This window comes from Luteibacter sp. E-22, from assembly GCF_049913125.1.
Taxonomy (GTDB): domain Bacteria; phylum Pseudomonadota; class Gammaproteobacteria; order Xanthomonadales; family Rhodanobacteraceae; genus Luteibacter.
Genome location: NZ_CP183975.1, coordinates 2,351,661 through 2,373,666, shown reverse-complemented (window position 1 = coordinate 2,373,666; position 22,006 = coordinate 2,351,661). Strand labels below are relative to the sequence as shown.

20 protein-coding genes are annotated in these 22,006 nt (G+C 65.9%); 11 read left to right on the top strand and 9 right to left on the bottom strand.

Annotated features, from left to right (window positions below; genetic code table 11):
• Positions 1–214 precede the first annotated feature (214 nt).
• The 3 genes from ACN9M2_RS10595 to ACN9M2_RS10585 all read right to left on the bottom strand — a co-directional run bounded on the left by ACN9M2_RS10595 (position 215) and on the right by ACN9M2_RS10585 (position 4,411).
• Positions 215–1,654, bottom strand: coding sequence for an amino acid permease (locus ACN9M2_RS10595; RefSeq protein WP_426284704.1), 1,440 nt, complete (start codon positions 1,652–1,654; stop codon positions 215–217).
• Positions 1,655–1,741: 87 nt separating this feature from the next.
• Complete coding sequence (locus ACN9M2_RS10590) at positions 1,742–3,229, bottom strand: amino acid permease (RefSeq protein WP_426284703.1); 1,488 nt, start codon at positions 3,227–3,229, stop codon at positions 1,742–1,744.
• 216 nt (positions 3,230–3,445) lie between these two features.
• Positions 3,446–4,411: a transporter gene (locus tag ACN9M2_RS10585; RefSeq protein ID WP_426284702.1), complete on the bottom strand. Its 966-nt coding sequence runs from the start codon at positions 4,409–4,411 to the stop codon at positions 3,446–3,448.
• A 161-nt stretch (positions 4,412–4,572) separates the two neighbouring features.
• Between ACN9M2_RS10585 and ACN9M2_RS10580 the strand changes: the two genes are divergently transcribed.
• Positions 4,573–5,181 carry an NUDIX hydrolase gene (locus ACN9M2_RS10580; protein ID WP_426287899.1) on the top strand — a complete coding sequence of 203 codons (609 nt, stop codon included), beginning with the start codon at positions 4,573–4,575 and terminating at the stop codon, positions 5,179–5,181.
• Positions 5,182–5,236: 55 nt separating this feature from the next.
• On the opposite strand, the gene ACN9M2_RS10575 is transcribed toward ACN9M2_RS10580, so the two are convergent.
• On the bottom strand, positions 5,237–5,761 hold the full coding sequence (locus ACN9M2_RS10575) for a 3-hydroxyanthranilate 3,4-dioxygenase (RefSeq protein ID WP_426284701.1): 525 nt from the start codon (positions 5,759–5,761) through the stop codon (positions 5,237–5,239).
• 303 nt (positions 5,762–6,064) lie between these two features.
• Between ACN9M2_RS10575 and ACN9M2_RS10570 the strand changes: the two genes are divergently transcribed.
• Both ACN9M2_RS10570 and ACN9M2_RS10565 read left to right on the top strand, forming a co-directional pair.
• The gene (locus tag ACN9M2_RS10570) at positions 6,065–7,264 is read left to right on the top strand and encodes an NAD(P)/FAD-dependent oxidoreductase (RefSeq protein WP_426284700.1); all 1,200 of its coding nucleotides are present in this window, start codon (positions 6,065–6,067) and stop codon (positions 7,262–7,264) included.
• A gap of 1 nt (position 7,265) precedes the next feature.
• Entirely contained in the window at positions 7,266–7,601 is a 336-nt protein-coding gene (locus tag ACN9M2_RS10565; protein WP_426284699.1) for a tRNA-binding protein, read from the top strand.
• A gap of 111 nt (positions 7,602–7,712) precedes the next feature.
• Here the strand turns inward: ACN9M2_RS10565 and ACN9M2_RS10560 are convergent, their stop codons facing one another.
• From ACN9M2_RS10560 to ACN9M2_RS10545, 4 genes are all read right to left on the bottom strand, one after another.
• On the bottom strand, positions 7,713–8,642 hold the full coding sequence (locus ACN9M2_RS10560) for an MBL fold metallo-hydrolase (RefSeq protein WP_426284698.1): 930 nt from the start codon (positions 8,640–8,642) through the stop codon (positions 7,713–7,715).
• A 205-nt stretch (positions 8,643–8,847) separates the two neighbouring features.
• Positions 8,848–10,056 carry an acetyl-CoA C-acyltransferase gene (locus ACN9M2_RS10555; RefSeq protein WP_371021905.1) on the bottom strand — a complete coding sequence of 403 codons (1,209 nt, stop codon included), beginning with the start codon at positions 10,054–10,056 and terminating at the stop codon, positions 8,848–8,850.
• A 51-nt stretch (positions 10,057–10,107) separates the two neighbouring features.
• Positions 10,108–12,477, bottom strand: coding sequence for a 3-hydroxyacyl-CoA dehydrogenase/enoyl-CoA hydratase family protein (locus tag ACN9M2_RS10550; RefSeq protein WP_426284697.1), 2,370 nt, complete (start codon positions 12,475–12,477; stop codon positions 10,108–10,110).
• 34 nt (positions 12,478–12,511) lie between these two features.
• Complete coding sequence (locus ACN9M2_RS10545) at positions 12,512–13,174, bottom strand: TetR/AcrR family transcriptional regulator (protein ID WP_426284696.1); 663 nt, start codon at positions 13,172–13,174, stop codon at positions 12,512–12,514.
• Positions 13,175–13,418: 244 nt separating this feature from the next.
• Between ACN9M2_RS10545 and ndk the strand changes: the two genes are divergently transcribed.
• From ndk to moeB, 8 genes are all read left to right on the top strand, one after another.
• Complete coding sequence (gene ndk / locus ACN9M2_RS10540) at positions 13,419–13,844, top strand: nucleoside-diphosphate kinase (protein WP_306846747.1); 426 nt, start codon at positions 13,419–13,421, stop codon at positions 13,842–13,844.
• A gap of 8 nt (positions 13,845–13,852) precedes the next feature.
• Complete coding sequence (gene rlmN, locus ACN9M2_RS10535; RefSeq protein ID WP_426284695.1) at positions 13,853–14,977, top strand: 23S rRNA (adenine(2503)-C(2))-methyltransferase RlmN; 1,125 nt, start codon at positions 13,853–13,855, stop codon at positions 14,975–14,977.
• Positions 14,967–15,737: a type IV pilus biogenesis/stability protein PilW gene (gene pilW, locus ACN9M2_RS10530; protein ID WP_426284694.1), complete on the top strand. Its 771-nt coding sequence runs from the start codon at positions 14,967–14,969 to the stop codon at positions 15,735–15,737. The genes rlmN and pilW overlap by 11 nt, the downstream gene beginning before the upstream one ends.
• An 89-nt stretch (positions 15,738–15,826) precedes the next feature.
• Positions 15,827–16,795: a helix-turn-helix domain-containing protein gene (locus tag ACN9M2_RS10525; protein ID WP_426284693.1), complete on the top strand. Its 969-nt coding sequence runs from the start codon at positions 15,827–15,829 to the stop codon at positions 16,793–16,795.
• Between the two features lie 143 nt (positions 16,796–16,938).
• Positions 16,939–17,589: a YfgM family protein gene (locus ACN9M2_RS10520; protein ID WP_426284692.1), complete on the top strand. Its 651-nt coding sequence runs from the start codon at positions 16,939–16,941 to the stop codon at positions 17,587–17,589.
• The gene (bamB, locus tag ACN9M2_RS10515; protein ID WP_426284691.1) at positions 17,586–18,785 is read left to right on the top strand and encodes an outer membrane protein assembly factor BamB; all 1,200 of its coding nucleotides are present in this window, start codon (positions 17,586–17,588) and stop codon (positions 18,783–18,785) included. Before ACN9M2_RS10520 ends, bamB begins: the two co-directional genes overlap by 4 nt.
• 23 nt (positions 18,786–18,808) lie before the next feature.
• On the top strand, positions 18,809–20,206 hold the full coding sequence (gene der / locus ACN9M2_RS10510) for a ribosome biogenesis GTPase Der (protein ID WP_426284690.1): 1,398 nt from the start codon (positions 18,809–18,811) through the stop codon (positions 20,204–20,206).
• A gap of 25 nt (positions 20,207–20,231) precedes the next feature.
• Positions 20,232–21,401 carry a molybdopterin-synthase adenylyltransferase MoeB gene (gene moeB, locus ACN9M2_RS10505; RefSeq protein WP_426284689.1) on the top strand — a complete coding sequence of 390 codons (1,170 nt, stop codon included), beginning with the start codon at positions 20,232–20,234 and terminating at the stop codon, positions 21,399–21,401.
• Here moeB and ACN9M2_RS10500 read toward each other — a convergent pair.
• A complete protein-coding gene (locus ACN9M2_RS10500) occupies positions 21,372–21,971 on the bottom strand; it encodes a GNAT family N-acetyltransferase (RefSeq protein ID WP_426284688.1) in 600 nt (199 codons plus the stop codon). The two genes, moeB and ACN9M2_RS10500, sit on opposite strands and share 30 nt — an antisense overlap.
• Positions 21,972–22,006: the final 35 nt, after the last annotated feature.

Below are 22,006 nucleotides of genomic sequence, written 5' to 3'. Positions count from 1 at the left end.
GAGGAGCTGACCCGCCTGACGCGCTGGGCGGCAATCCGGGGCCCACTGCCAAGTGATATACCCGCGGACTCGGGATCATACTCCCCTCGGGTGGCGACCGGCCAATGGCAGTTGAATGACAGGCGAACTTTTCAGGTAAGTCTTTTTAGAACAAGTAGTTGCGATAAATACCTGAAGCGCGGCCGAGGTTTCGACCCATGACGTGTGCTGGGGCTCAGCGCGGCCGCTTGAGCCGGCTGTGGCGGTAGCCGTAGACCATGTACATGAGGATGCCGAGCACCGTCCAGATGCCCATCAACACCCAGTTGCGAATGCCCATCGACCACAAGAGGCCGATGCAACTGAGGATGCCGAGCACACACGTCACCGGTGCCCACGGCACACGGAACGTGCGCGGCAAGTCGGGAGCGGTCTTGCGCAGGATCATCACGCCGGCACACACGGCCGAGAAAGCCACCAACGTGCCCATCGACGTGAGATCGCCGAGCACGTTCAGCGGAAACACGGCGGCAAGCAACGCGATGCCGAGGCCGGTGATCACGGTGTTGATGTGCGGCGTGCGGTACTTCGGATGGATCGTAGTGAAGACCTTCGGCATCAAGCCGTCGCGTCCCATGATCATGAAGATGCGTGGCTGGGCGATGATCATCACCAGCACCACCGACGAAAGGCCGATCAATGCGCCGACCTCCACGATGCCGCGCAGCCAGCCCAGTTCGGGATGCTGGCGGATCGCGGTGACGACCGGCTCCGACGTGCCGAGCTGGTCGAACGGCACGAGGCCGGTGAGCACGGCCGCCATGGCGATGTAGAGCACGGTGCAGATGCCCAGCGAGGCGAGCGTGCCGATGGGCATGTCGCGCTGGGGATTCTTCGACTCCTGCGCCGCGGTGGAGGTGGCCTCGAAGCCGATGTAGGCGAAGAAGACCATCGAAGCACCGCGCAGGATGCCGGACCAGCCGTACTTGTCGCCGCCCTGGTTGGCGGGGATGAACGGATGCCAGTTCGCGGTATCGATGTGGCTGGCGCCGACGATGATGACGACGACGATGAGCGCCGTCTTCAGCAGCACCATCGCCATGTTGATGCCTGCGGATTCCCTGATGCCCACGTAGCAGACCCAGGTCAGCGCGAGCGTGATGCCTACGGCGGGCATGTTGAACAGGGCGCCGGTGAGCACGACGTGGCCGTCGACCCAGTCCACCGGCGCGTTGGTCAGCGCGGGCGGTATGTGGATGCCGACATGGTCGAGCAGGCTGACGAAGTAGCCGGTCCAACTCACCGCCACGGCGGAGGCGGAGACGCCGTACTCGAGGATCAGGTTCCAGCCGATGAACCAGGCCGCGCCCTCGCCGAGCGTGGCGTAGGCGTAGGAATAGGCGCTGCCCGAGACCGGGATCAGCGAAGCGAACTCCGCGTAGCACAGCGCCGTGAAGGTGCTGCAGATCGCGGCGAGTATGAAGGACAGGATGATGGCCGGGCCGGCGTGTTCCGCCGCGGCCACGCCCGTGATGACGAAAATTCCGCCACCGATGACCGCACCGATACCCAGCGCCGTGAGGCCCCACGGACCGAGGGTCCGGCGCAGAGCAGGGCCGTGCGCATCGTCGGGTTCGGCCTGGGGCGCTTTCTTGGCGAGTAACTGCTGGAGCATGGACAGCCTGGAAGTGGGGAAGCGTGGAAGGGATGCCGTGAACGGAAAGGCCGGCGGACATCCGCCGGCCTTTCCGTGTCGCTTGGATCAGCCGAGCGACTTGCGCAGCTTGCTGTGCGCGTAGCCGTAGCCGAAGTAGATCAGCTGGCCGATGACGATCCAGCCGATCATCAGGCGCCAGTGTTCCTCGAAAGCCTGCCAGAAGAGATAAACACAGGCGAGGGCGCCGACGATGCAGATCGGCCACACGAACGGGACGCGGAAGCTGCGCGGCAGGTCGGGTCGGGTATAGCGCAGGATCAGGACGCCGATGCAGACCGTGGCGAAGGCGAGCAGGGTGCCCATCGAGACCAGTTCACCCAGCACGCTGACCGGGAACAGGCCGGCCATGGCGGCCGCGGCGACGCCGACGATGATCGTGCCGATGTACGGGGTGCGGAACTTCGGATGCACCTTGGCCATGGTCTGCGGAAGCAGTCCGTCCTTGGCCATCGAGAAGAAGATGCGCGGCAAGCCCATCAGCATCACCAGGATGACCGAGGACAGGCCGGTGATCGCACCGAGCACGACGATGGCTTTCAGCCAGGACAGGTGCGGATACAGGCCGAGCGCGGTGGCGACCGGCTCCGGCGTGTTCAGCATGCGGAACGGGGCGATGCCCGTGAGCACCAGCGCCACGGCGATGTACAGCACCGTGCAGATCGCCAGCGAACCGAGGATGCCGATCGGCATGTCGCGCTGCGGGTTCTTCGCCTCGCCCGCGGCGGTGGAGACCGCATCGAAGCCGACGTAGGAGAAGAACACGATGGTGGCGGCGCGGAAGATGCCGCCCCAGCCGTACGTGCCCGTGCCTTCGGATTCCGGAATGAACGGATGCCAGTTGGCCGGGTTGATGACCTGGATCGCGAAGGCCAGGAACAGCAGGATCACGGTGACCTTGATCGCGACGATGATCGAGTTGACGAAGGCCGACTGGGTGATACCGACGTAGCACAACCCCGAGAGCGCCGCGATGATGACCACGGCCGGGAGGTTGATCAGGGTGCCGGTGGCCTGGATGTGACCCTCGACGAACTGGAAGGGCGCCGAGGCGAGCGTGGCGGGCAGGGCCAGGTTGCTTCCGGTCGTCTGGCCGATGAGGCCCAGCAGTTCATTGAAGTAGCCCGACCAGCCGGCGGCGACGGTGGCGGCGGCGAACAGGTATTCCAGGACCAGGTTCCAGCCGACGAACCAGGCGACGTATTCGCCGAGCGTGGCGTAGGAGTAGGAGTAGGCGCTGCCCGAAACCGGCAGCATCGCCGCGAATTCGGCATAGCACAGGCCGGCGAGGGCGCAGGCGAAACCGGCGATGAGGAAGCTGATGACCAGCGCAGGACCGGCGTGCAAGGCGGCGGCCTGGCCGGTGATGACGAAGATACCCGCGCCGATGACGGCACCGACGCCGAGGAGGATGAGGTGCTTCGCGGTAAGGACCCGCTTGAGCTCGCCTCCGTGAGCGCCGGTGTCAATGTGTTCACCAGCGTCTACGTGCGGCGCGGCCTCGATGGCGTGCGTCGCGAACAGGTGTTTCAACATGTGTCTCCCCTACTGCCGGAATGTAGCCTTTTATTATTGGGACCGCCGCGTGAGTTACGGTGGACACGCCGCTGCCCTGAAGCGCTGGCACGGCACCATAGCCCAGCGGGCATCGGCCGTACAAGCTGCATTGCGAGGCCTGCCAAGGCATTGCATGCATGAGGCGCGGGTGTCGACCATGACTTGCGGCGGTTGTGCATGTGCGTCGCGCGGTGGTCAGAAGACCATGTTCAGCGCCACCTGCGGCGCCACGTAGTCGGCGGTGTTGCGTCCGGCCACGGTGAACTGGACGCCCGCGATGAGACCGAGGTTGGGATTGAAGTGGTATTCGACGGCCGGGGCCAGGCTGAACTCCTGGCTCGGGGCGAGCCGGCGGGCCACCGGGGACCCATCGCCCGCGTTGCCGTGAAGGGTAACGGCACTGGCACGGTTCCAGATGGCTTCACCGACCAGTACCCAGCGCGGATTGAGCACGTATTCGGCGGCGATCGAGGCGTTCCAGGCCTGACCCAGGCGAGCCTGGCCACGAAAACCCGATTGCGTGCCGTAGACGCTGCCGTCGCGGACGCGGATGCGGCCGGGAGACGGGCTCCAGGCCAGTTGCGTTCGCCAGCGCAGGGCGTGGCCGTCGTCCAGCCAGTGCAGCTGCTGGGCGCCGAAAGCGATCGTGGTACGCATGGCGCCGTTACCCGTCCCATTGAGCGGGTTCGTATCGAGGTGGTGGTACTTGCCCGTGGGCAGGCGCTGCTGGAGCGCCAAAGCGAGGACGAGCCCGCCGCCGTCGGCATCGGGACCGCGCAGGCGTTGCTGGAAGCGCACGGTCGAGTCGCCCATTCGCATGCCGTCGCTGTGCAGCCCGTCGCCAGAAGTGCGCGAGGCGTTGAGCGTCAACTGGACGAATTGCGTGTCGGTGAGCGCGTACGTGAGGGGCATCGCCACTTGCCACTGGCGAACCGTGGGCTTGCGCTCCTTGCGTCCGCCGGCATTGTCGTAGCTGCCGCGCGTATTGGTATGGATGAGGTAGGGCTCGATGTTGAACATGCCTGCCGGCATCGAGTTGACGGCGGGTGTCACCAGGGGGCCGGTGAAGTTCGCCTCGCGATGGGCATCGGTGGCCGATGCAACCATGGGGACGGTGCAGGCCAGGGCCATGCTGACGACGATCGTCCTTTTTTGCGACATGCGTGCCTTCCTTGCGTTATGCAGCGGGCGCTGCGGGGTGGGCCGGGCGCGTCGTGCGGCCTGGAGACATCGTAGGCAGGCCCTTGGCCTGGGCGACATCGGACAACTCCCAAAATGGCGTGCGAAAATGCCGTGCCCCTTCCAGGTATTCCCCGATGGACATCACGCAGCAGGCCATGCGAGAGGCCTTCCTTCACTACGCGGCCCGCTGGCCGGACGAAGCCGGTGCCTCGCATTTCATCCACTGGCTGCGCGAGCAACCGCAACCGTTCCATCGGGAAACGCGCGCGGGGCATTTCACCGGTTCCGCATGGCTGGTGAGCGCCGATGGGGAGCGGGTACTGCTCATGCTCCATCGCAAGCTGGGACGCTGGCTGCAGTTGGGTGGGCACGCGGATGGCGAGGCGGATCTCGCTGCCGTGGCCTTGCGTGAGGCGGAAGAGGAGTCGGGCCTGCGCGATCTAGAGGTGCTGCCCACCATCTTCGACCTGGACCGCCATCTCATCCCGGCTCGCGGCGACGAGCCCGCGCACTGGCATTACGACGTGCGTTACGTGGTGCTGGCGCGCGGCGACGAAGCGTTCACGGTGAACGAGGAATCGCTCGCGCTGGCCTGGCGTCCTGTTTCCGATATCGCGGCCGATCCATCGTCGGACGATTCCCTGCGCCGCATGGCAAGCAAATGGCTGGCCTTGCGTGCTAAAGAAATGCCACGGCACCTGGTGGGAGCCGATCCTGTCGGCGATCCCGCGGCAGCGGGCCAGGCTTAGGCAAGCACCCATCGCCGACAAGGTCGGCCCACACCGGCCCGGCTACCGCGATGGCTCAGTCGGCGTACTTCGCCGGTGCCGGATGCACCGCGCCGCATCGGGTGCAGGTGCGGGCTTCGATGGAGCGGTAGAATCTCTCGAACACCGGGGGGAAGTCGGTCTCGATACTGCCGAGCGGGAAATACTGTTCGAACAGCTTGTGGTTGCAGTTCTGGCAAAACCACATCAGGCCGTCCTTTTCTCCTTCCAGCCGCCGCCGCTCGATCACCAGCCCGATCGAGTCGGGCATGCGCTGCGGTGAGTGCGGCACCTTCGGTGGCAGGTAGAACACTTCGCCCGCACGGATCGGGATATCGCGCGCGTGGCCGTCGTCCTGCACCTTCAACACCATCTCGCCCTCGAGCTGGTAGAAGAACTCCGGACCTTCGTCGTAGTGATAATCCGTGCGCGCGTTGGGGCCGCCCACGATCATGATGATGAAATCGCCGTCGACGATGCACTTGTTGCCGACCGGCGGCTTGAGCAGGGCGCGGTTGTCGTCGATCCAGCGCTGGAGGTCGATCGGGGGCAGGAGGCTCATCGCGTTGGTACGGGTCGGGAAGTCGGAAGATCATACTCCGCTGCGGGGGGTGCTCCAGCGACGATAGGCGCTGGCCCGCTGTCGCGGGGAGTCGCCGCTGAAGCGGCTCCCACAGGTCGGGTGACTTCCACCCCACAGGTCGGGTGACTTCCACAGGATATCCGGCCCTTTCGCGTTGCCCCGCCGTGTCGTACAACAGCAATCCCTTCCCGAACGCATCGATACAGCATGTTGTCGTGGTACCACGACCGAATCGCGGCACCTGTGCTTCGCCCGCCTCCCCAGGGTCGGCGGGAGGCGTCCGTGGTGATCGTGGGCGGCGGCTTCGCCGGCTTGAACACGGCCCTGGGACTCGCCGCGCGCGGTGTTCGCGACATCGTGCTGCTCGAGGCGAAGTCGGTCGGCTATGGGGCATCGGGACGCAATGGTGGCTTCGTCTTCGCCGGATATTCATTGGGCGAGCAGGCGTTGCTGGAAAAGGCCGGGGCCGACCGCGCCAAGGCACTCTACCGGCGCACGGTGGATGCGGTCGATCTCATCCGCGAACGCATCGCCGCCTTGTCGATCGATTGCGAGGCGGTGGATGCCGGCGTCGTCTGGGCGAACTGGTTCCGCGATGGCGAGGTCTTGCGCTCGAGGCAGCGCCTGCTGGCGGAGCGCTACGACGCGGATTGGCAATGGATACCGGCCGACGCCATGCATGAGTTCGTGCGCAGCACGCGTTATCACGACGGGCTCTACGAGCGGAACGCGCTGCACATCGACCCGCTTGCCTATGCGCGAGGGTTGGCACGCGCGGCGGAAAAAGCCGGCGTGGCGATTCACGAGGGCTCGGGGGTGCGCATGCTGGAACGACGTGGCCCGCGCTGGATTCTTCGCGTGGGCGACGCGGAGATCGAGGCACCGAACGTCGTCCTGGCTTGTGGCGGCTATCTGGCCGGACTGGACCGCCGCATCGATCGCGCGGTGCTGCCCATCGCCACCTACGTGATGGTGACCGAGCCGCTGGGCGAGCGTCTGGCCGAGTGCTTGCGTACACGCGCCGCCATCTACGACACGCGTTTCGCCTTCGACTATTACCGGCCGCTGGCGGACACCCGCCTGCTGTGGGGTGGCCGTATCTCGATTCGGGATCGCTCGCCGCGCGCCGTGCAGCGTTTGTTGAAGCGTGACATGGCGCGGGTCTTCCCATCGTTGAAAGACGTACGCGTGGAGCAGGCCTGGTCGGGTTTGATGAGTTACGCTCGTCACGAGATGCCGCAGGTAGGCACGCACGGCAACGGGCTTTGGTACGCCCAGGCCTTCGGTGGACACGGACTCGCACCGACCTGTGCCGCGGGCGAGGCACTGGCCGACGCGATCGCGGCGGGCGAGTCGACACTCGATGCCTACGCCGGGTTCGGGCTGGAACCGGTGCACCGGCCGTTCGGATACCTGGCCGCACAGGGTACGTACTGGAAACATGAACTGCGCGACTGGTTCAAGTCACGACTGGAAGGATGAGATGAGCGAGGAAATCAGCTGGGCCGATTTCGAGAAGGTGATGCTGGTGGCGGGCACGATCGTACGCGCCGAGGCATTTCCGGAAGCACGCCGGCCCGCTTACAAGATATGGGTGGATTTCGGGCCACACGGCGAGAAGAAGACCAGCGCCCAGGTGGCGACGATCTACCAGCCGGAGGAACTGGTCGGGAAGCAGATCATCGGCGTGATCAATTTTCCCGAGAAGCAGATCGGGCCGTTCCGTTCGCAGTTCCTGTTGACGGGATTCCCCACGGATGACGGGGTGGTGATCACCACGACGGAACGCACGGTACCGAACGGGACGCGACTGGCCTGAGAGATGCCGGGGCCCCAGGGGTACCGGGGCCACAGTGGAAAAACCCTTGGTGGAAACCCTGGTGGGAGCCGACCAGGGTGAGGGCAGGCTCATTTCGCCTGGGTCGCTCAGTTATCGCCCGGCGCGCTCCCGATCCAGCCAGACGACGATCCCCTGGGCGTTCAGGCGGATGTCGATCTGCAGCAGTTTTACGATGGCGTCCCGCGGTAGCGTCACGCCCTGGCGGTGCGCCCGGTCGACGTAGAGATCGGCGAAGTCCGTGGCGATGCGCTGCTCGCGGTCGTCGGCCGAGGCATGACGCCTGGCGATCGCCACCATGGCTTCGATCTGCTCGTGTAGATCGTTGGCGAGCCGCTTCACCTCGGTGACGCGGTCGAAATGGGTGAGGTACATCGCCTCCGGTTCGTAGCGCAGCATGCGTTCGATCGACGCGTGCGCGGCGTCGGGCTCGAATTGCACCGGCGAACTCGTGGGGATGATGAAGGCGCCGCCCGGAGAATCCAGTTCGCGGTAGGAAAGGCCAAAGATGTCGCCGGTGAAGAACGCGTTCGCGCGTTCGTCGTGGATGGCGATGTGGTGGCGGGCGTGTCCCGGGGTGTCCAGGCAGAGCAGGGCACGGCCAGCCAGGTCGACGACGAAACCGTCGTCTGCCTCGATCACGCGATCCTTGTCCACGGGAACGATCTGGCCGTAGTCACGGCGGACGGCGTCCTCGCCATAGACGGCATTGGCGCCTGCGATGAGGATCGAGGGATCGATCATGTGTCGCGCACCACGTGGATGCACGGCGAGCATGGCGTTGGGGAGGTGCCGCATGAGTTCGCCGGCGCCGCCGGCGTGGTCGAGGTGGACGTGGGTGAGGATCACCCAGTCGATGTCGCGTGGCTCCAGGTCGGCGGCTGCGATGGCGTCGAGGAAGCGCGGCAGCGAGTGCGTGGTGCCGCTGTCGATGAAGGCGCCTCGGCCGCGCTCCACCACGAGGTAGGCGGCGTCGAACGCTGGTCGGCCGAAACCGGTGTCGATGGTATGGATGCCGTGCATGCGGCCAAGATTAATGCAGAGGCGGGGCCGGGTGTGGAGGCTTCGTGTTGACCTTGGTGCCGAGGGTTCCGTGTGGGAGCCGCTTCAGCGGCGAACAGGACTGGCCCGCTGCCGCGGGATCGCCGATGAATCGGCTCCCACCAGAGCCGAAAACTTCGGTGGGAGCCGACCCTGTCGGCGATGAGCGTCCGGTCGGAGCGCCTGGTCAGAGCGCCTCGAAGATCCCCGCCGCGCCCATGCCCGTGCCGATGCACATGGTGACCATGCCGTACTTCTGCTTGCGGCGGCGCAGGCCGTGGATCAGCGTGGCGGCGCGGATGGCGCCGGTGGCTCCCAGCGGATGGCCCAGCGCGATGGCGCCACCGAGGGGGTTCACCTTGGCCGGGTCGAGGCCGAGGTCGCGGATCACCGCCAGAGCCTGGGCCGCGAAGGCCTCGTTCAGTTCGATCCAGTCGAGCTGGTCCTGGGTGATGCCGGTCTGCTTCAGCGCCTTCGGAATCGCTTCCTTCGGCCCGATGCCCATGATCTCCGGCGCCACGCCCGCGACCGAGAAGCCCACGAAACGTGCGAGCGGGGTCAGGCCGTAGTCCTTGATCGCCTTCTCGCTGGCGATCAACAGGGCGCCGGCGCCGTCGGACATCTGCGAGGAATTGCCCGCGGTGACCGAACCGCCGAACTGGCCGTTGCGGAACACCGGGCGCAGCTTGCCGAGCACCTCCAGCGAGGTGTCCTTGCGCGGGCCTTCGTCGGTGTCGATGATCCGGCGGTCTTCGCGGACGCTGTGGTTCTTCAGGTCCGGATAGCGATCGTCGAGCTGGAACGGCGTGATCTCGTCCTTGAACTCGCCCGCGGCGATGGCCGCGAACGCGCGCTCGTGCGATTGCAGGGCGAAGCGGTCCTGGTCCTCGCGGCTGACCTTCCAGCGCTCGGCGACCTTCTCGGCCGTGATGCCCATGCCGAAGGCGATGGCCCGGTTCTCGTCGTTCTCGAAGATCGCGGGGTTCATCGCGATCTTGTGGCCCATCATCGGCACCATGCTCATCGACTCGGTGCCACCGGCCAGCATGAGGTCCGCCTCGCCGAGGCGAATGCGGTCCGCGGCCATGGCGATGGCCTGGACACCGGACGAGCAGAAACGGTTGATGGTGACGCCCGGCACCTGCTCGGGCAGGCCGGCCAGCAGCACGCCGATGCGCGCCACGTTCATGCCTTGCTCGGCCTCCGGCATCGCGCAGCCGATGACGGCATCGGCGATCAGGGCCGGATCGATGCCCGGCGCCTGTTCGATCACGGCGCGGATCACGTGGGCCAGCAGGTCGTCGGGACGGGTGTTACGGAACACGCCGCGCGGCGCCTTGCCTACCGGGGTGCGGGTGGCGGCGACGATGTAGGCGTCTTGCACTTGCTTGCTCATGGGGTGGTTCCTTTAAGTGAGGAGGTCGGATGCGTAAGAGCGCGAGGCGCGTCAGTTACGCAGCGGCTTCCCCGTCGTCATCGTGTGCGCGATACGGGCCTGGGTCTTCTCGGTCTGCGCCAGTTCCACGAAGTGGCGGCGTTCCAGGGCGAGCAACCATGCTTCGTCGACCGGCGAGCCGCGTTCGATCTTTCCGCCCGACAGCGTGTCGGCGATGCGGCTGGCAATCTCGATATCGTGGGCGGAGGCGAAATAGCCTTCGGTCAGGTTCGCCAGCGAGGCCTTGAAGGTAGCGGTGGAGACATCGCCCGCGGCGGGAATGGCGCGGGCCGGCAATGGCGGGCGGTAGCCCGATTCGGCCATCGCCCGGGCCTGTGCCTTGGCCACGTGGAGCAGTTCGTAGTTGTTGAAGACGACGATGTCGTCCTTGCGCAACAAGCCCAGCGACTTGGCTTCCAGCGCGCTGGCGGAGACCTTCGCCATGGCCACGGTCTCGAACACCTTCTTCAGCGACTCGAACGGATCGTCCGGGTTTTCCTGCGCGGCGCGCACGGCCAGTTCCTTCAGGCCGCCGCCGGCGGGCAGCAGGCCCACGCCGGCCTCGACGAGACCGATGTAGCTTTCCAGCGCCGCGACGGTGCGCGCCGAATGCATCTGGAATTCGCAGCCACCACCGAGGGCGAGGCCGCGCACGGCCGCCACGACAGGCACCAGCGAATACTTGATGCGCATGCTGGTGGCCTGGAAGTTCGCCACCATCGCCTCGAACTGGGCGAGCTTGCCCGCCTGCAGCAGGCCGAGCGCACCCTTGAGGTCCGCGCCAGCCGAGAACGGCTCGGACGGCTGCCAGAGCACTACGCCGCGGAACTGCTGCTCGGCCAGTCCGATCGCATGCTGGATACCGTCGAGCACCTGGTCGTTGACCGTGTGCATCTTGGTCTTGAACGAGATCACGCCGATGTCGTCGCCCGTATGCCACAGGCGCACGCCGTCGTTTTCCCAGACCGTGCTGCCCTGATCGAACTTCTCGCCGAGGATCGGATCGGGGAAGGCCTGGCGGGCGTAGACCGGGTGGGTCGAGCGCGGCTTCTCGTCGTTGGCGCTGGCCGAGTAGGAGCCTGCCTTGCCGTGCACGCCGCTGCGGCCATCGGTGACCCAGGCAGGCAGGGGAGCGCTGCTCATGGTCTTGCCCGCGGCGATGTCCTCGGCGATCCAGCCGGCGATCTGCTGCCAGCCGGCGGATTGCCAGATCTCGAATGGGCCGAGCTTCCAGCCGTAACCCCAGCGGATGGCGAAATCGACGTCACGCGCGGTATCGGCGATGTCGGCAAGGTGGTAAGCGGTGTAGTGGAACAGGTCGCGGAAAACCGCCCACAGGAACTGCGCCTGCGGATCGGATGAGGCGCGCAGCTTGGCGAACTTCTCGGCGGGATCCTTGATGGCGAGGATGGCGGAGACCTCGTCGGAGGCCTTCGGTTCGGAGACCCGGTAGTCCTGCTTCTGCAGGTCGAGCACCAGAATGTCCTTGCCCGCCTTGCGATAGACGCCCGCGCCTGTCTTCTGTCCGAGCGCGCCCTTCTCGATCAGCGCCTTGAGCCATGCCGGTGGCTGGAAGTACTGGTGCCAGGGGTCGTCCGGCAAGGTGTCGCTCATGGTCTTGACCACGTGCGCCAGGGTGTCCAGGCCGACGACATCCGCCGTGCGGAAGGTGGCGCTCTTGGGGCGGCCGATGCCGGGGCCGGTCAGGGCGTCGACGGTGTCGAAGCCCAGGCCGGACTTCTCCGTGTGGTGCATGGTGGACAGCATCGAGAACACGCCGATGCGGTTGCCGATGAAGTTCGGGGTGTCCTTGGCGTACACCACGCCCTTGCCGAGCGTGGTCGTGAGGAAGGCTTCGAGGCCTTCGAGCACGCTCTTCTCGGTGAGTCGGGTCGGGATCAGCTCGACCAGGTGCATGTAGCGCGGTGGATTGAAGAAGTGCACGCCCGTGAAGCGGTGGCGCATTTCTTCCGGCAAAGCCTCGGCGAGGCCGTTGATGGACAGGCCCGAGGTGTTACTGGCCAGGACCGCCGTCTTCGAGACGTGGGGTGCGATCTTCGTGTAGAGGTCGAGCTTCCAGTCCATCCGCTCGGCGATGGCCTCGATCACGAGGTCGACGTCGGCCAGCAGGGCGAGGTCTTCCTCGTAATTGGCCGGGATGATCGCCGTCGCCAGGTTCTTGTCGGCCAGGGGTGCCGGCGAGAGCTTCGCGAGGTTGGCGATCGCCTTGATGGCGATGCCGCTCTTCGGGCCTTCCTTCGCGGGCAGGTCGAACAGCACGGTCTCGACGTTGGCGTTCGTCAGGTGCGCGGCAATCTGCGCACCCATGACGCCGGCGCCGAGAACCGCGGCCTTGCGAATGCGTAACGGTGTTGCGGTCATGGTGATCTCCGATAGCTCAAGAATCGTTCCCCGGTCAGCGGCTGGCCGGGGAATTCGAAACGGATGGGTTGCGCAGGCCGGCGGCGGCGAAGCGGATCAGGTGTTCGGCGGCGGTTTCGCGATGGTCGCGCTCGGCGACGTCGCTCTTGCGCTGGATGATGCCGAAGTCGGCCATGGCGTAAGTGAGGGCGCCGGTGACGATGTCCAGGCGCCAATAGATCTCTTCCTTGGCGAGGCCGGGAAGCAGGCGGCCGAACTCGCCGGCGAACTGGCGCAGCACGTGGCCATAGTTTTCCGAGAGGAAGCGGCGCAGGGTCTCGTTGTGTTCGGCATAGGCCCGGGCCAGGACACGGACGAAGGCCGCCCCGCCGCCGTCGACGCGGGAGAGGTCGAGCGCGGGCCGGATATAGGCGTCGAGGACGTCCTCCAGACGGGTATCGTCCTTGCCGGCCACCTTGCCCAGGGCCGCCAGACGGCGGCTGTTGAGTTCGTCCAGGCGGCGTCGGAACACTTCCTCGATCAGCTTGTCCTTGGAGCCGAAGTGGTAGTTCACCGCCGCCAGGTTGACCCGGGCCGCAGCCGTGACCTGGCGGAGCGAGGCTCCGGCGAAGCCATGGGTAGCGAACAGGGCCTCGGCGGCGCCGAGGATCCGCTCCTTCGTGCTGCGTTCGCGGGACGCGTAGGGTGCGCTCGTCATGTCGGCGGACTCCGGAGGCGGGTGGTTTGAATCAAACGATCGTTTGAGAGTACGCCCGGCTGCCCGGGCGGGTCAATCTGCGACCGCACATGCCTGCAAACGACTTGCGATTGAGCTAGAATCTGTCAAGATTTCGTGAGCTAAGTCAGTCATTCCGGACGGCTTTGGCCCCAAACGTTCACCGGGCGTCCGCACGGACCCTGGCAGATTTTCCTGTCCTTTTTCCATTTCCCGGAGCACCCGTATGGCGCTGGAGCGCACCCTTTCGATCATCAAGCCGGATGCCGTCAAGAAAAACGTCATCGGTGAAATCCTTGCCCGCTTCGAGAAGGCCGGCCTCAAGATCGTCGGCGCGAAGATGAAGCAGCTGACCCGCGAAGAAGCCGAAGGTTTCTATGCGGTGCACAAGGAGCGTCCGTTCTTCAAGGCGCTGGTCGAGTTCATGATCTCCGGCCCGGTGATGATCCAGGTGCTGGAAGGCGAGGGCGCCGTCCTCAAGAACCGCGACCTCATGGGTGCCACCAACCCGAAGGAAGCCGCCGCCGGCACCATTCGCGCCGACTTCGCCGATTCGATCGACGCCAACGCCGTGCACGGTTCGGATTCCGCCGAGAACGCCGCGATCGAGATCAAGTTCTTCTTCAACGACTCGGATGTCGTTTCGCACTGAGTGACGCCGTGAATACGCCCGCCGAAAAGGTCAACCTGCTCGACTTCGATCGCAAGGGTCTGCGCGAGTTCTTCGCCCAGATCGGCGAGAAGCCGTATCGCGCCGAGCAGGTCATGAAGTGGATCTACCACCGTCTCGAAAGCGATTTCGAGAACATGACCGACGTCGGCAAGGCACTTCGCGAAAAGCTCAGCGCCACTTGCTACATCGGGCCGCCGACGACCGTGTTCGAGAAGGCCGCGGTCGACGGCACCCACAAGTGGCTGCTCGGCATGGATGGCGGCAACGCCATCGAGACCGTGTACATCCCCGAGCCGACCCGGGGCACGCTGTGCGTGTCCTCCCAGGTCGGTTGCGCCCTGAACTGCCAGTTTTGCTCCACGGCCACCCAGGGCTTCTCGCGCAACCTCTCCACGGCCGAGATCATCGGCCAGGTATGGGTCGCGGCCAAGCACCTGGGCAACGTGCCGCACCAGCAGCGCCGCATCACCAACGTCGTGATGATGGGCATGGGCGAGCCGCTGCTGAACTTCGACAACGTGGTCAAGGCGATGAGCCTGATGCGCGACGACCTCGGCTTCGGCCTGGCCAGCAAGCGCGTCACGTTGTCCACGGCCGGCCTCGTGCCGATGATCGACAAGCTCTCGGCCGAGAGCGACGTTTCCCTCGCCGTGTCGCTGCACGCGGCCAACGACGAGTTGCGCACCGAGCTGGTGCCGCTGAACAAGCGCTATCCGCTGGCCGAGTTGATGGGCGCCTGCGAGCGCTACATCAACCGCGCGCCGCGTACGTCGATCACCTTCGAATACACCCTGATGAAGGGCGTGAACGACCAGCCGGAGCATGCCCGGCAGCTGATCAAGTTCATGCGCCGCCTCCCTGGGGCCAACAAGGTCAACCTGATTCCGTTCAATCCGTTCCCCGGCACGCGCTTCGAGCGGTCGGGGCAGGAAGAGATCCGCGCCTTCCAGACCCAACTGCTCAACGCCGGCGTGCTGACGATGCTCCGCCGCACCCGTGGCGACGACATCGACGCCGCCTGTGGCCAGTTGAAGGGGCAAGTGGTGGATCGTACCCGCCGTCAGGCGGAATTCCGCAAGAAACTCGCAGAGGGAGTGGTGAATGCGGCTTGAGCGGTGGGGGATGCTGGCGGCGCTCGCGTTCGCGTGTGCCGGCTGCGTGGGGGACGGCACGGGGTTGAAACCCTCGACGGCCGCCGATGACCGTGCCAAGGGCGCCGAGGTCCATACCGAACTCGGCCAGCGTTACATGCAGAACGGCGACCTCAAGGGCGCCATGGAGAAACTGCAGAAGGCGCTCCAGTTCGACCCGAAATACGTTCCGGCGCATACCGTGATCGCCGTTCTCTATGAGCGCATCAACGATCCCGTCAACGCCGAACTGCACTATCGCAAGGCCGTCGAGTTCGATCCGAAGAAGGGTTCGGTGAACAACAACCTCGCCGTCTTCCTGTGCAAGCAGAACCGTCCGGCGGAAGCGAAGACGTTCTTCGACCGTGCCCTGGCCGACCCGTTCTACGAGACCCCGGACCTCGCGTTGGCCAATGCCGGGACCTGCCTGCTGCAATCGCAGGATTACGACGCAGCCGAGGGTTATTTCCGCAAGGCCGTCCAGCGCAACCCGAATAACGCGGATGCCCTGTATCAGATGGCTCACGTGTTGTACCTTAAGAACGATGCATTCAGGGCCCGTGCCTTCCTGCAACGCTACGAGGCGTTGGGAACCCCGAGTCCGGATTCGTTGAAGCTCGGTCACGATATCGAGCTCCGTCTGGGCAACGGGGAGGGTGCCCAGGACTACGCCAAGCGCTTGCGTGAAAAGTTCCCGGATTCGGAACCCGCGCGCGCACTCGAAGCCACCGCACGTCAATGACCACAGCATCTTCGAATTCTTCCGGTCGGGACGGACGCGAACAGGATTTGTTCGCCGGGCTCGAGCCGAACGCAGACAGGGAGCAAAGCATGGACCCCCAGCTCGAAGCGGTTAGCGAAGACGGCGGTCGCGTACTGATCGACCACTCATCCGGCAGCACCGGCGGTTTTGGCGCGCGCCTCCGTGCGGCACGCGAGGCCCGCGGCTACAGCATCGAGGCCTGCGGACAGGCCCTGCGCCTGCCCACGCGCCTGCTGCGCCAGCTGGAAGCCGGCGAGTACGGTGGCATCGACTACCAGGTCTACCTCGCCGGTTACCTCTCCAAGTACGGCCGTCACGTCGGTGTCGACGAGGAGGCCATCCAGGCCGAACTCGCGCGCTTGACGCCGCGCCAGCCCGACCTCGTGGTCACGGGTGGCGTGTCCCATTCGCGTTACCTGCTCGAACGCTATGTCACGGCTGCCACCTATGTGGTCCTGACCGCGGTCATCGTCGTGCCGATGATCTGGTTGGGCGTGCGTGGCACGCTCGATCGCGACATGGCTCGCCTCGCGCCGCTCGACGCGGCGCCCGTGGCCCAGCAGGATGCGCCTGCCAGCTCGTCGTCGAGCGCGGTCGCCACCGCGGCCACCACCAGTGACAACAAGCCGGCCCCCGCGACCGAGCAGCACACCGAGGACCAGCAGCCGCTGCTCGCCTCGATGGCGATGTTCCCGCCGCTGGACCACACCGCCAAGGCACCGTTGGCCACCACGGCGGCGACGCCCGAGGCCGGCAGCGGGCAGGGTGGTCACAGCCTGACCCTGAACCTGCCTTCGGCCAGCTGGGTGGAAGTGACCGCCGCCGACGGTTCGCGGCTCGAGTACGGCATCCTGCCGGCGGGGACACAGAAGTCCTATCGCAGCGACACCGCGCTGGACGTTCGCATCGGCAATGCCAGCGGCGCCCAGGTGGCCGTCGACGGCCAGCCCGTGCAGCTGGACGGCTTCCGTCGCGCCAACGTGGCGAGGTTCCGCGTCGATATCCGCGACGGCAAGGCTGCGCCGGTCGCGTTCTGACCCTCCCCGGCACGTCGCGCGGCGCCGCCCGCCCGTGCTTTTCGGGTATCCTTGCCTATTGATCCGCGCCGCCCATCGCCGATGGCCGGTCGCGGGCTCGTTTCCTCCTTGGTTTTGCTGCGCGGAGCGCAGTGGGTGATTGCATGGCATTCGACGTATACGACGATTACGAACAAGGCGAACGCGTCCAGCAATGGCTGCGCAAGAACGGCGTTTCCATCGCCGTCGGCATCGTCCTCGGCCTCGTGCTGATCTTCGGCTGGCAGCAGTGGAAATCGCATCGCGCGAATCACGAGCAGGCCGCCGCCACGGAATACTCGGCATTGCAGGTCGCGGTGGCGCAGAACCGCGCCAACGAGATCGACATGCGTACCGAAACCCTGCTCAAGGATTATTCGGACACGGCCTGGTCCGTGTTCGCCGCCGGTGAGCGCGCACAGCGCAACGTCATGGCGGGTCAGCTCGACAAGGCCGCCGGGGACCTCGAATGGGCCCGGGCGCATGCCAAGGACGATTCCCTGAAGACCCTCGTCGACCTTCGCGCGGCACAGTTGAAGTACGCGCAGGGCAAGCCACAAGAGGCCATCGCCGCGCTCGACGCGATCAAGGGCGGCGCGTTCGTTGCGCTCGCGCAGGAACTCCGCGGCGATGCGCTGGTCAAGCTGGGACGCCCGGACGACGCACGCAAGGCCTATCAGGCGGCGATCGCCGCGATGGGCGACAGCGCACCGCAACGCGGTGTGGTTCAAACCAAACTCGATGATCTGGCCGTGGCCGGGAAGCAGGGTGCATGAAACGTTTCTGGGCAATCGCGTTGACTTCGTCGCTGGCCGTGCTGGCCGGCTGCCATTCGTTCAAGAAGGAAAACGTCGAACCGCCGACCCCGCTCGACAAGAAGTTCGAGCCCTCGCTCAAGGTCGAGCGCCTGTGGAAGTCCAGCATCGGTGATGGCGCGGCGGAATCCGGCGTGCGCATGCGCCCGACGGTCGCCGATGGCGTGCTGTATGCCGCCAGCACCGACGGCAAGATCGCCGCTTTCGATGCCGCCTCAGGCAAGAAGTTGTGGTCCAAGAGCACCCGCCAGCACGGCTGGTTCGGTTGGGGCGATGCCAAGCGTGAAGACGCCCGCTTCTCGGGTGGTCCGGGCGCCGCGGGCGATCTCGTCGCCATCGGCACGCTCGACGGTCACCTGTACGGCATCAACGCGAAGGATGGCGAGCGCCGCTGGGCCGCCGAGGTCTCTTCCGAAGTCATCACCGCGCCGGTCATCGTCGGCGATCTCGTCGTGGTCCGCTGCAATGACGGCCGCCTGTACGGTATCGACGCCAAGAGTGGCGAGCGCCGCTGGGTCTACGACCAGTCGCAGGTGCCGCTGCTCAGCCTGCGCGGCAATGGCCGCCTGCTAGTCGCCAACGGCGTGGTCTTCATGGGCAGCGATGCCGGCAAGCTCGTCGCCGTCCGCCTCGACAATGGCGAGAAGCTCTGGGAACAGACCCTCGCGAGCGGCGAAGGTCGTACCGAAATCGATCGCCTGGCCGATGCCGACGGCGCGCTCGTCCTCGATGGCAGCACGCTCTACGGTGCGGCCTACCATGGCCAGCTCACCAGCATCGACGGTCCCAGCGGCCGCCCGCTGTGGAACCATGCCTTCTCGACGTTCACCTCGCTGGACGTTCATGGCAATTCGATCTACGGCGTGGACGACCAGTCGCAGGTGTTCGCCTTCGACAAGTCCGGCGGCGCCAACGTCTGGAAGCAAGACGGCCTGAAATATCGCTGGCTCACGGGCCCGGCGGCGCAGGGCAACTACGTAGTGGTCGGCGACCTCGACGGTCATATCCACTGGCTCAATGGCAGCGACGGCAAGATCGTCGCCCGCGAGCGCCTCTCCAAGAAAGCCATTCGTGCCCAGCCCCTCGTGGTGGGTGACACCGTGTACGTCGAAGATGTCGAGGGCCATATCGGCGCCTACCGCATCCCGGCGAACTGATCCACAGGATAGATGTATCTCCCATGTTACCCGTCGTCGCTCTGGTCGGCCGCCCCAATGTCGGTAAGTCGACCCTCTTCAATGCGCTGACGCGTAGCAGGGACGCTCTCGTCGCCGATATGCCCGGCGTCACCCGCGACAGGCACTACGGTGTCTGTCGCCTTGGTCCTCGGCCCTTCGTGGTCGTTGATACGGGTGGCCTGTCGGGCAACGACGATGGTATTGAAGGCCTCACCGCCGTGCAGGTCCGCGCGGCGATCGCCGAGGCGAACCTGTTGGTCTTCGTCGTCGACGCGCGCGACGGCATCCTGCCCTTGGATGCCGCGATCCTCAACGAGCTGCGCCGCAGCGGCAAGCCCGTCATGGTCGTGGTCAACAAGACCGACGGGGTCGACGAGACGCTGGCGCTCGGCGAATTCGCCTCGTTCGGCATCGCCGACACGCTGCCGATGTCGGCAGCCCACAATCGTGGCGTCGATACGCTGGTGGCGAAAGCGCTGCCGTACCTGCCGGACGACCGTGAGGACGACCCGGGCCTGGAAGACCAGGGTATCCGTGTCGCCATCGTCGGCCGGCCGAACGCCGGCAAGTCGACCCTCATCAATCGCCTGCTGGGCGAAGACCGCCTCATCGTCTCCGACGTCGCCGGTACCACGCGTGACCCGATCCGCGTCTCGCTGGAACGGGACGGCCGCCGTTACACCCTCATCGACACCGCCGGCGTCCGGCGCCGGGCTCGCGTCGAGGAAGCGGTAGAGAAATTCAGTGTTATCAAGACGCTACAATCCATTTCTGCGTCGCAAGTCACCATCGTGATGATCGACGCGCGGGAGAACCTGGCCGACCAGGACCTCACGCTGATCGGCCACGCCATCGAGGAAGGCCGCGCGCTGGTCATCGCCGTCAACAAGTGGGACGGCATGGACAGCTACCAGCGCGAGCAGACCCAGAAGGCGCTGGAGCGGCGCCTGCAGTTCGCCGAATGGGCGAAGACGGTCTTCATTTCCGCCTTGCACGGTTCCGGATTGCGCGAGCTGATGAAGGCGGTCATCCGCGCCCACGCCGCCGCGACCAAGGAACTCACGTCCAGCGAGTTGACCCGTACGCTCGAAAAGGCCTACGAGGCCTACCAGCCCCCGCTGGTGCGCGGTCACGCGCCGAAGCTGCGCTATGCGCACCCGGGCGGTTCCAATCCGCCGACGATCGTGATTCACGGCAGCCGCACCAAACACATCGCGCCGGCGTATCGTCGCTACCTGGAAGGCTTCTTCCGCAAGCGCTTCCGCCTGGAAGGCACGCCGGTGCGGATCGATTTCCGCGATGGCGAGAATCCGTTCGCCGGCAAGAAGAACGTCCTGACGGACGGCCAGCAGCGCCGCCGCCAGCGCATGATCCGTAACGCGAAGCGACGCGAGAAGTAAGCGTCGCCCCGTCGAGGAGCCTCGCATGACCGAAGAGCTCAACCGGGACCGATGGCTGGCCGAACTGCGTTCGCGCATCGCCGAGGTCTCCGCCACCGAGGCACTGGCCCGGCAACTGGGCGGCGCCTTGCTCGTCGACGTTCGCGAAGACAACGAACGCGCCACCGGAACGCCTTCCGGCGCGCTGGGGTTGTCCCGCGGTTTCCTCGAATTGCGCATCGAACAAAGCGAGCCCGACCGGCAACGCGAGATCCTCGTGCTGTGCGGCAGTGGCCAGCGTTCCCTGCTGGGGGCCGAGGCGCTGCAGCGGATGGGCTACCGCAGGGTGTCTTCCATCGCCGGTGGGATGGGCGCATGGAAGGCCGCGGGCCTGCCGGTCAGTGCGGGCGCGTTGGATACGGACGCCGCCGAACGCTACGCGCGACAGGTGCTCTTGCCGCAAATCGGCGAGGCGGGCCAGGCGCGATTGGGTGAGGCGCGCATCCTGTTGCTCGGCGCGGGCGGTCTTGGATCTCCGGCCTTGCTCTATCTCGCGGCAGCGGGCGTGGGCCGTATCACCGTCGTCGACGACGATCGCGTGGAACGCTCCAATCTGCATCGGCAAGTCGTCCATGCCGACGGCCGTGTCGGCATGGGCAAGGCCGAATCGGCCCGCATGACCGTTGCGGCGCTGAATCCACGCGTGCGCGTGGACACGGTCGTCGATCGCCTGCGTGCGGAAAACGTCGAGGACCTGATCCGCGGCCATGACGTGGTGATCGATGGTGCGGACAACTTCGCCACACGTTATCTGCTGGCGGCGGCCACGAGACGGCTGGGTATCCCCATGGTCTACGCCGCCATCGAACGATTCACCGGCCAGGCCAGCGTCTTCGACCCGCGCCATGACGATTCGCCGTGCTATCGCTGCCTGTTCCCCGAGCCACCTTCGGCGGCGGATGCGCCGAACTGCAGCGAAGCCGGCGTGCTCGGCGTGCTTCCGGGATTGATCGGCCTGATCCAGGCCACCGAGGCGATGAAGCTGGTGCTCGGCATCGGCCAGCCGCTGGTCGGCCGGTTGCTTACCTACGACGCGCTCGGCATGCGCTTCCGCGAACTCAGGTTGCGACGCGATCCGAATTGCCCGGGCTGCGGGGCGGGGGCTCGTTTCGAGGGATACGTGGATCTAGAGCGGATGTGCGCTTCCGCTGGCTGAGGCTTCCGCCAGATCCTGGGCGATCACAGAATACATCGCGGCGTCGACAGAAATTCCTTTTATAACTAGCCTCTTGCGTAGCATTCCTTCGAAAGTGCTTCCAAGTCGTTCAGCCGTCTTCCGGCTCGGCAGGTTGTCCCAGGCGGCCACGATCTCCAGTCGCGACACCTGGACTGTCTCGAAGGCGAAGCGGATCGCCAGTTGTCCGGCTCGCGTCGCGATACCGCGCCCCTGCATCGACTCGCGTACCCAATACCCCAGGTTCGCGAAGCGCTGCTCGCGGTTGCGCTGGTTCACGCCCATGCCGCCGAGGATGGCGTCGGTACGCGCATCGACGATCAGCATCTCGTAGCCATCACCCAGCAACCAGTCCGTGCGGCACGCGGCCAGCCACGTTTCGGCGTCGGCCGTGCCATAACCCTCATGGCACCAATCCTGCCAGCGGCCCACGGTGGCGACGGATTCGCGCACGGCGGCGGCGAGCGTATCGGCATCCGTCGGCCGATGCGCTCGCAGCGACACGACGCCGTCGCCGAGGTTGTGCGGATAGGGAAGGGTATCGATGGTCACGCCCGCATTGTATCGGCGATAATGCCGCGTTTTCG

Bases quoted from the DNA above. Each gene is read 5' to 3' on its own strand.
- ACN9M2_RS10595 (WP_426284704.1), bottom strand. From the start codon at position 1,654: ATGCTCCAGCAGTTACTCGCCAAGAAAGCGCCCCAGGCCGAACCCGAC.
- ACN9M2_RS10520 (WP_426284692.1), top strand. From the start codon at position 16,939: ATGGCATTCGACGTATACGACGATTACGAACAAGGCGAACGCGTCCAG.
- moeB (WP_426284689.1), top strand. From the start codon at position 20,232: ATGACCGAAGAGCTCAACCGGGACCGATGGCTGGCCGAACTGCGTTCG.
- ACN9M2_RS10555 (WP_371021905.1), bottom strand. From the start codon at position 10,056: ATGAGCAAGCAAGTGCAAGACGCCTACATCGTCGCCGCCACCCGCACC.
- ACN9M2_RS10525 (WP_426284693.1), top strand. From the start codon at position 15,827: ATGGACCCCCAGCTCGAAGCGGTTAGCGAAGACGGCGGTCGCGTACTG.
- bamB (WP_426284691.1), top strand. From the start codon at position 17,586: ATGAAACGTTTCTGGGCAATCGCGTTGACTTCGTCGCTGGCCGTGCTG.
- ACN9M2_RS10565 (WP_426284699.1), top strand. From the start codon at position 7,266: ATGAGCGAGGAAATCAGCTGGGCCGATTTCGAGAAGGTGATGCTGGTG.
- ACN9M2_RS10575 (WP_426284701.1), bottom strand. From the start codon at position 5,761: ATGAGCCTCCTGCCCCCGATCGACCTCCAGCGCTGGATCGACGACAAC.
- ACN9M2_RS10585 (WP_426284702.1), bottom strand. From the start codon at position 4,411: ATGTCGCAAAAAAGGACGATCGTCGTCAGCATGGCCCTGGCCTGCACC.
- ACN9M2_RS10560 (WP_426284698.1), bottom strand. From the start codon at position 8,642: ATGCACGGCATCCATACCATCGACACCGGTTTCGGCCGACCAGCGTTC.
- pilW (WP_426284694.1), top strand. From the start codon at position 14,967: ATGCGGCTTGAGCGGTGGGGGATGCTGGCGGCGCTCGCGTTCGCGTGT.
- ACN9M2_RS10550 (WP_426284697.1), bottom strand. From the start codon at position 12,477: ATGACCGCAACACCGTTACGCATTCGCAAGGCCGCGGTTCTCGGCGCC.
- ACN9M2_RS10590 (WP_426284703.1), bottom strand. From the start codon at position 3,229: ATGTTGAAACACCTGTTCGCGACGCACGCCATCGAGGCCGCGCCGCAC.
- ndk (WP_306846747.1), top strand. From the start codon at position 13,419: ATGGCGCTGGAGCGCACCCTTTCGATCATCAAGCCGGATGCCGTCAAG.
- ACN9M2_RS10545 (WP_426284696.1), bottom strand. From the start codon at position 13,174: ATGACGAGCGCACCCTACGCGTCCCGCGAACGCAGCACGAAGGAGCGG.
- der (WP_426284690.1), top strand. From the start codon at position 18,809: ATGTTACCCGTCGTCGCTCTGGTCGGCCGCCCCAATGTCGGTAAGTCG.